The 8,325-nt window shown below is 61.0% G+C and carries 6 protein-coding genes and 1 pseudogene; 4 read left to right on the top strand and 3 right to left on the bottom strand.

Annotation, left to right across the window (positions count from 1 at the left end; all coding sequences use genetic code 11):
* A partial coding sequence (locus ABX749_RS13470) for a histidinol dehydrogenase (protein WP_372896432.1) occupies positions 1–435 on the bottom strand: 435 nt, incomplete at its 3' end.
* A 236-nt stretch (positions 436–671) separates the two neighbouring features.
* Here ABX749_RS13470 and ABX749_RS13475 point away from each other — a divergent pair.
* The 4 genes and pseudogenes from ABX749_RS13475 to ABX749_RS13490 all read left to right on the top strand — a co-directional run bounded on the left by ABX749_RS13475 (position 672) and on the right by ABX749_RS13490 (position 5,848).
* Complete coding sequence (locus tag ABX749_RS13475) at positions 672–2,333, top strand: glycosyltransferase family 39 protein (RefSeq protein WP_372896433.1); 1,662 nt, start codon at positions 672–674, stop codon at positions 2,331–2,333.
* A 306-nt stretch (positions 2,334–2,639) separates the two neighbouring features.
* On the top strand, positions 2,640–4,016 hold the full coding sequence (locus tag ABX749_RS13480) for a hypothetical protein (RefSeq protein ID WP_372896434.1): 1,377 nt from the start codon (positions 2,640–2,642) through the stop codon (positions 4,014–4,016).
* A gap of 114 nt (positions 4,017–4,130) precedes the next feature.
* Positions 4,131–5,477, top strand: a pseudogene (gene thiC / locus ABX749_RS13485) (phosphomethylpyrimidine synthase ThiC); the annotation flags it as partial.
* Positions 5,474–5,848 carry a YkgJ family cysteine cluster protein gene (locus ABX749_RS13490; protein WP_372896435.1) on the top strand — a complete coding sequence of 125 codons (375 nt, stop codon included), beginning with the start codon at positions 5,474–5,476 and terminating at the stop codon, positions 5,846–5,848. The pseudogene thiC and the gene ABX749_RS13490, both read left to right, overlap by 4 nt.
* A 190-nt stretch (positions 5,849–6,038) precedes the next feature.
* Here ABX749_RS13490 and ABX749_RS13495 read toward each other — a convergent pair whose 3' ends face one another.
* Positions 6,039–7,355: an MFS transporter gene (locus ABX749_RS13495; RefSeq protein ID WP_145219990.1), complete on the bottom strand. Its 1,317-nt coding sequence runs from the start codon at positions 7,353–7,355 to the stop codon at positions 6,039–6,041.
* A gap of 303 nt (positions 7,356–7,658) precedes the next feature.
* Positions 7,659–8,325: DUF1559 domain-containing protein (locus tag ABX749_RS13500; protein WP_372896436.1), on the bottom strand; the 667-nt coding region annotated here is incomplete at its 5' end.

Consider the following 8,325-nt stretch of genomic DNA (forward strand, 5'->3'; position numbering starts at 1 on the left):
CTGCGTCAGCGTGACACCGGGTTTGGGCTCGATCGTGACGTCGCGATGCAGAATCGCTTGCTGAAAGGTGGCCACGTTGTCACGAATGCGGCGGATGGAATCGATCAATTCCGGATCTGCCGCGGCATGTGCGGCGGCCAAGTCCTCCGCGGGAACACGGAGCTGGTCGGCGGTCAGGTCGGCCTTGTCGAGCTGTTGATTGAATTTCAGCAGCGCCGCGGTCCCGTCCCGTTGAACCTCCGCACAAATTCGCTGGACCACTTCGACGGGAGTCAGTGGGGCGCCGAAAACCTCTTCGGTCAGTGCCCGTCCGCGGGGGGAAACGACGTCGCCTTGGGGGCTGAGCTTGTCGCGGAGCTGTTGCAAGATTTCGGCAGACCCGACGCGTGCGTCGACGCGTTGCAGGTTCAACGTGGGGATTTCGGGAGCGGACATCGCGATTTTCTTTCGACTCGTTGGAAGGCCCAAAGCGGTTGGGAAATGCCGCTCGGAGCAATCCCTTTCGGGGGAATGACGGCCGAGGGGGCATGGCGATTCGGGCAGAGTCCCTATGATAGCGCCGATGCCCAATCGTAGCCATGTGGCGGAACGACACGACACGGCGCGGAGAGGTGCGGGGGGCGAGCACGCGAGCGGGCGGCCGGGCCAGAAAAAGATGTGAATCGATAGGGATGAATGATTTGATGGAGACACGTTCGGCAGCGATCAACGGGCGGGCGACGTGGTTGGCCGTCGTCGTCGTGGTGTCGCTGTCGCTGGCGTTCCGGTTGCCCTCGTGCCAGGAGAGTTTCTGGCTCGACGAACTGCATTCGGCGTGGGTGGTCGCGGACGGGTTTTCCGATGTGGCTCCGCGGGCGGCCGCAGGAAATCAAACCACCGGCTACTTTCACCTCTTGTGGATCTGGTCGGCCTTGGTCGGGGCCGGGGAATTGCCGATGCGGCTCAGCAGCGTGCTGGCCAGTGCGTTGGCGTCGGCGTTGCTGGTCGTGGGCGTTGCCCGCCGAACCGGAAACGTCTCCGCCGGGTTGGTCGCCGGGGGAATGCTGGCGATTGATCCCAACGGGGTGTTTTTTGGATGCGAGCTGAGGGCCTACGCCTTCGTCATGCTGTACGCCGTGCTGGCCGTCTGGTCGATGATGACTTGGTTGGAAAAGGCCCCGGCTACGCACAGTTACGGCGGTGCACGCTGGCGATTGGCGATGCTGTTTTGGATTTGTGTCGCCGCCCTGGTCCACCCGACGTCGCTGGGGGTGTTGTCGTTGCTGGTCCCCTGTGCCCTGTGGGTTGCATGGAAACGTGGGCGATTGCGTTGGTGGCGGGCCGATGTGATTGCGGGCGTCGTCGCGGTGGCAACCCTTGCCGCGCTCGCGTTGTCGTCGCTGCCGGATTCATGGCAGCGGCGTCAGTTATGGAAAGCATTCGGGCAGGCGACGTCTTGGTGGCAGCTCTGGTACGCTTGGGCTTGGGTACCGATTGTGCTGGTGCCCCTGGGCGCCGCGCTCGGCATGTGGATGGCAAGCCGTCTGGTGAAGTGGTTTCGGTCGGGTTCGCTCGACGACGACCGAGAGCGGGCCGAACGCGTGGATTGGATCGGAGTGATCCCCGGTTTGGTTGCCGTGACAGGAACGACGCTGTTCTTTTGTGCGTCGTATTTGGAGTGGGTGCCGCTGTGGCATCGCCGCTACTACGTCGCCGCGCTGCCGTTGTTGGCCTGGACCGCCGGTGAGATGGTCGCGATCTTTGGTTCCGAAATGGTTCGCATCACGCGCGGGTTTTGTTGCGTCGGTGCAGATGGCAACCCGTCGCCGTGGTTGCGCCGGGGCTGCGGAATCGCGGTCGTGGTTTTGTTTCTCGGGTTTACGCTTTGGTACCAGGGCACGTTGCGAACATTGGCCGCCGGTCGATGGCCGGTTCAGCTGCGCGGTGAGCAATGGCGTGATGCGGTCGAGGCGGTTCGCGGCGAAATCGGCGAAGGCGACGTGGTCTGGTTGGACAGCCAGCTGATTGAAGCGAGTTTTCTTCGCCGGCCGATCTCCGAGGCCGGCTCGGTCAGCGAGGGCCAGTGGGACTACCTGGCGTTTCCGCTCCGCGGGCCGTACGCACTCGATCCCGTGGTGGTCGTGGGCGCGTTTGAGCACGAAAGTTGGGTCCGGCATCATGTGGAAAACCTGCCGCAGCCCCAAACGAGGGTCTGGTTGGTCTCGCGATCGGGCGAGCCGTCGACCAGGCGATTCATCGACCGGTTGGAGCGTTTTCGGCCCGTTTCGGCGGTCAAAACGTTTCCCGGCCGGCCGGTGGTGTTTCGATTGGATTTCGGCGTGCGAGTGAATTGATTTGCGGTCCTGCGGTTGATGGCGCAGACTACAAGGTCTGCCGCCGCTCGGGGCTGGGCAGATTCGTAGGGTTCAATGTTGGTGTCCAGGTTTTCGCCGCATGTCTGGTCGTTGGTGTCCAGGCTTTAGCCGCACCGTCTCGCTGCTCCGCAGCGAGCGGGGAGCGCCGGGAGGCTGGACGGAAGCGAAGCCTGAAGGCTAACAGGGGAGCGCCTAAAGGCTGGACACCAACGAAGCCTGGAGGCTGGACGGAAGCGAAGCCGTTATCCGTCATTGTTCGCACCTCATTGCAACTTCAAACAACTGATGAAATCGTCGTTCATTGCCGCTTGGATCGTCGCGTTGGGGATCGGCACGGTGTGCCTGTTTCCGGCAAGCGTCGCTGCCGCTGATTCGGAGGCGGCCGCGCGGGGGTATCGGTTTTTGACCGAGACGGCGGTGCTGCCAAGCGACTTTCGTCAATCGACGTTTGACGCGCTGTGGACGGTGTGGCCCGAACCGCTGCGCAGCGAGGCGGAGAAAGCGTCGTTGCAGCGGCGTCGTGAGATGGCATTTGAGCGGTACGGATTGACGACTCGTCCGGGCGATGATTCGGGCAAACCGCTTCAGTATGTCGTCGACTCCGACAACGACTGGACGATGAACTGTTTCTCCTGTCACGGTGGGACCGTTTATGGCAAACCCATGCCTGGGGCACCGAACAACCGATTCGCGCTGCAAACGCTGACCGAGGAAATTGGAAAGGCGAAACTCGGGCTGGGGTTGTTGCCCGGACGCATGGAACTGGGCGCGATGTTCATCCCGCTGGGGACGACCAATGGGACGACCAACGCGGTCGTGTTCGGGATGGGATTGATGAACGGTCGCGACGAGCGGTTGAATCTGGTCGCCCGACGACCGAGGTTTTTTACGCACCACGACATGGACGCACCGCCGTGGTGGCACTTCTACAAGCGACCCAACATCTACATCGACGGTTTTGCCGCCAAGGGACATCGCGGGCTGATGCAGTTCACACTCGTGCCCGAGAACGGCCCCGATTTTTATCGCGAGCACGAGAAAGATTTCGAAGACGTGTTCGCCTACTTGAGTTCGCTACGGGCACCGGTTTATGAAGGATCGGTGGATCGGGAATTGGCAGGGCAGGGCAGGGCGGTCTTTCAGGCCCATTGTGCCGATTGCCATGGAACCTACGGCGTTGATTCCGACTATCCCAATCGCCGCGTGCCGATTGACGAGATCGGCACCGACCCCGTCCGATTGAACGCGTTGACGGTCGAAGGCCGCAGGAAATATGCCCGCAGTTGGTTTGCCCATGCCGGGGAGCCTGATCAGCAGGAAACCGTGATCGATCCCGACGGCTACGTCGCACCGCCGTTGGACGGCGTTTGGGCCAGTGCGCCGTATTTTCACAACGGAAGCGTGCCGACGTTGTGGGATGTTTTGAATCCCCAGCAGCGGCCGACGGTTTGGCGGCCCGCCTCGACCGAGATGGACCCGCAGAAGATCGGGTTGACGGTGGAGGTGGTTGAGGGGGTGCCCGAGGGCGAGACCGACGTGGCCGTCAAACGCAGTTATTTCGACACCAGAAAGTTCGGCAAGAGCAACTGCGGGCACGACTTTCCCGATGCCCTCACCGAGTCGGAAAAACGGCAGGTGCTCGAGTATCTGAAAACGCTGTAGCGGCAGAAACGCAAGCTGGACGCTTACGCCGCGGGGGATCTACTCCCAATCGCCGTTCGGGCGTATAACAGAGCCTCCAATTCAGAGCTTTTCACCGCGCTTGCGCGGGACAATCGGAGTAAATCGATGAGCAAAACGCAGATTTTGGCGGCGCAGGCAGGTGAGATCACTCCGGAGATGGAGTTTTGCGCAAAACGCGAAGATCTGGCGGTCGAATTGATTCGCGACGAGGTGGCGGCCGGTCGCATGGTCATTCCGGCCAACAAAGTTCATGCCGCCGGCGCACTCGAGCCGATGTGCATCGGTGTCGCGGCGAAGTGCAAAATCAACGCCAACATCGGCAACAGTGCCGTGACCAGCAACGCCGGCGAAGAGTTGGAAAAGCTGCACACGGCCGTCCACTTCGGTGCCGACACCGTGATGGATTTGTCCACGGGCAAGGACATCGACAACATCCGCCGGCAGATCATCGAAAAAAGCCCGGTGCCGATCGGAACGGTGCCGATTTATCAGATGCTCGAAGAACTGGGCGGCAACATCGAAGACATGAACGCCCAACACTTTTTGGACATGGTCGAGCACCAGGCCAAGCAGGGCGTCGATTACATGACGATTCACTGCGGCGTGAAGCTGGAACATTTGCACCTGAGCATCAATCGGGTGACCGGCATCGTTAGTCGCGGCGGTTCGTTGATCGCCAAATGGATGATGTCTCACAACAAACAAAATCCCCTCTACGATGCCTTTGATGATCTGTGTGACATCATGCGTGAGTATGACGTCACGTGGTCGCTGGGGGATGGATTGCGACCCGGGTCGATCGCCGACGCGTCGGATGATGCCCAGTTCGCGGAACTGGAAGTGCTGGGTGAACTGACCAAGCGCGGCAAGAAGAACGGCACGCAAGTGATGGTCGAAGGGCCGGGGCACGTGCCGATGCATCAGATTCAAATGAATATGGAAAAACAGGCGGAGCTTTGCGAGGGCGCGCCGTTTTACGTGTTGGGGCCGCTGGTCACCGACATCGCACCCGGCTACGACCACATCACCAGCGCGATCGGTGCCGCGATGGCGGGTTGGCATGGGGCGGCGATGCTGTGCTACGTCACGCCCAAAGAACACCTCGGGTTGCCCAACGAAGAAGACGTCAAACAGGGCGTGATCGCCTACAAGATCTCCGCCCACGCCGCCGACGTTGCACGGGGCCGTAAAGGTGCACAAGACCGTGACGATGCGTTGAGCAAGGCACGCTTTGAATTCGATTGGAACGAACAGTTTCGACTTTCACTGGACCCCGAAACGGCACGTCGCTACCACGACGAAACGCTGCCGCAAGACACCTTCAAAAGCGCCCACTTTTGTAGCATGTGCGGACCCAAGTATTGCTCGATGAAGATCACCGAGGACATTCGTAAGATGGCCAAGGAAAAGCAATTGGTCGGGCTTCCGGTCGCCGAGTGAGTGAATTGCCGGTTGTCGATTGCGAGGGTTGCGGCGTGTGCTGTTTGCACATGGGCTACCCCGCATTCAATTTGACGCTCGATCAGTTGGCGGACGTGGAAACCATTGATGTGGCGTCGCTTTCCCCGGTGGCGCAGGCTGATCTGGCGCGTTGGGTCGCGATGCCGTCACGGTTGCGCGACGGGATCTTGCAGCAAATGGCGGACTACGTCGCGCCGATCGGCGCAACGCTGGACGGACCTTGCACGTGGTTGGACCTGGAAACCAAGCAATGTCGTCATCACCAGCATCGACCGCAGGTCTGTCGCGATTTTGCCGTCGGCAGCACCGGCTGTCTCCAGTGGCGGGCGGCATACGTCGACGTGCTGTGAAACGTTTTGTCGGGCATGCTGTGCATACGAGTGCTCCGGCTACATTCGATCTTGACGAAGCACTCCAGCAAACTCACCGGGCTAACGATCGAAAAAAAATACCCACGGATGGCAGGGTGCAAAAAATCCGTGGGTTCGCGCTGCCATCGGTGGGCCCACTATTCCGCTGCACTCGGCGTGTTCTGCCGCGTTAACCGTCCGGTTGCTCGTCCGGTTTTGATCCGATCAGGATGCCGGTGCCGCGCAGCTTCCACAGGAAGAACAGCGCCCCGGCCAGCATCAGGCCGCTGGAGACGTAGAACATGCGTTGGGGGCGAGTGTTGAAGGCCGGCGTCGACATGACGACCCAGTACAGGAGTCCCGCGACGGTCATGAAGGCGAAGGAGACGGCGTTGGCGGTCCCCAGGAATTGACCGCGCTCATCATCCGGCGAGAGTTTCTGCAGCAGTGCCTGCAGCGGAATGATGTAAAACCCGGCGAAGAAACCGGCAAAGAAGATGAAGAACGCGACGTTGCTGAGCGCGACGCGGATCATCGGTTGCATGTCGGGCATCCAGGGCGGGACGGCGGCCAGCAAGAAGAAGAAAATCACCAGGCCTGCGGCGCCGATCGTGGTCAGTCGGGGTTCGATCCGGTCGCCGGAGATAAATCCGGCGATGGCACAGCCCAGGCCGATGGCAATGCCCAGCACGCCCATCAGGACGCTGGCTTCGTCGTCGCCTACGCTGAGTACCTCGGGGTAGCGAAACAATGTCGACAGGGCCAGCCCGGCGAGTAGGTAAAAGTAGCCCCAGGCCATCATCACGGTCAGCAAACGTGTGCGGCCCATCTTCTTGATCGTTTCCACATAGATCACAAACGGGTTGTAATTGATGTCCAGGTCGCGATCGCCGGGTTGCAGACGGGTGATCAGCAAGCTGGCGAGGAATCCCAGCAGTGCGGTGGCGACAAACAACACGCCGGGGAGCCATGCGGTCCGCGCAATGTCTTCGCTGCCGTGGTAGCGGACGCTGGCCGAGCCGGCGATCACGGTTCCAAGGATCACGGCGATGTTGGTCATCATGTTGATCGAGCCGTTGGCGCGGCTGAGATTCTTGTCGCTGACCAACTCGGGGATCATGCCGTATTTTGCCGGGCCGAAGAACGAGCTTTGGCACGTCAATGCCACCAGCGCCAGCAGCGTCAGGTAGAGGCTTTCGAAGTAGAAACCGATGCCCGCGAGCAGGGCGATCGGGATCTCGGCGATCTTGACCCACAGCGTCACCGTGCGTTTGGAATAGCGGTCGGCGATTTGGCCGGCGAATCCTGACAGCAGCAAGAACGGCAGCGTAAAACAGACGCTCACGATGCCTTCACCGCCGTCGCCCAGCCGGCCTTCCCAGACGCCGCGCACGACGGCGAACGCCAAGATGACTTTCAACAGGTTGTCATTCATCGCCCCGAAGAACTGTGCCACCATCAAACCCAGGAAACCGGCATTGAACAGCTTGGGAGAGGGTTCTTTCACGGCTGGTGTTCAACGGGGTTTGGCGATGCGGCGGGGTTTGGCGATGCGGCGTCGCCAGATTCTAGCATCCGACCGATGTCACGATCAGACCGGTTTTGGCAAGCCGGTCCGCTGACGCTTCCCGTTGGGGTGTCTCCTTTCAGCACGTGGCGTCAGCCAGTGGCGCGAGTTGGCTGTGGTTTCACCGTGCGCCGGTCGCTGACGCGTCCCGCTGGGGTGGCTGGGCGGGCGCATCAAAAACCCTGCCCGGGGTGAATCGGGCAGGGTGGATGGTCAGTGGGCTGGTCGGAAGCCGGGGCCGCGTTACTGGTTGAGTGAATCCTCGATGACTTCCTTGCCGGAACGTGTGCCCAGGGCGCCCCACAGGCCGTAGGGGCTTTCGACGCCGGGGGTGGGTTGCGGGGCGTTGGCGTTGCCCGATTCCACCGAGTCAGTAGTGAAGACGACGGCACCGTCACCCATTAGGACGTGGCAGCCACCGGGGTGTCGGCTACTGGGCGGGGCGATCGCTTCATTTTCGGCGAACGAGTTGGTGCACAGTCCCTTATTCGGTGGCAGGATGCAATTGACTTCTTGGTAGATCGGGCGGGCATCACACCAGCGAAAGCCTCGGCCTTCGCCAAACCCGGCGACTCGTGGTTGATCACCCGGGAAGTTGCCAGTGATGACACCGTCGGGATCGAGCCAGAACGTGGGGTTATCTGGGTCGATGAAGTTTTCTTCGCAGTAGTTGGGGTTATTAGTATAGGGCAGTGGTGCCGTAATTGGGGCAACGACCGCCCCGGCAACGGCGACGGCGGGTGTCGTACGTTTGTCGCCGTCTTTCAGGTCGGTGGCGATCTCGCCCATCGCGATGGTGTTGGACAGACCGTCGAGGATATCGCGGAAACGGGTGAATTCACGCGGCATGAAGAAACCGCGGTTGACCTTGCCATTTTGGTCTTCGATCTGATTGTTGACGGTCAGGTCC

This window comes from Stieleria sp., from assembly GCF_041595215.1.
Classification (GTDB): domain Bacteria; phylum Planctomycetota; class Planctomycetia; order Pirellulales; family Pirellulaceae; genus Stieleria; species Stieleria magnilauensis.

Excerpts from the sequence above, each read along its gene's own strand:
- ABX749_RS13475 (WP_372896433.1), top strand. The coding sequence starts at position 672 with ATGAATGATTTGATGGAGACACGTTCGGCAGCGATCAACGGGCGGGCG.
- ABX749_RS13480 (WP_372896434.1), top strand. The coding sequence starts at position 2,640 with ATGAAATCGTCGTTCATTGCCGCTTGGATCGTCGCGTTGGGGATCGGC.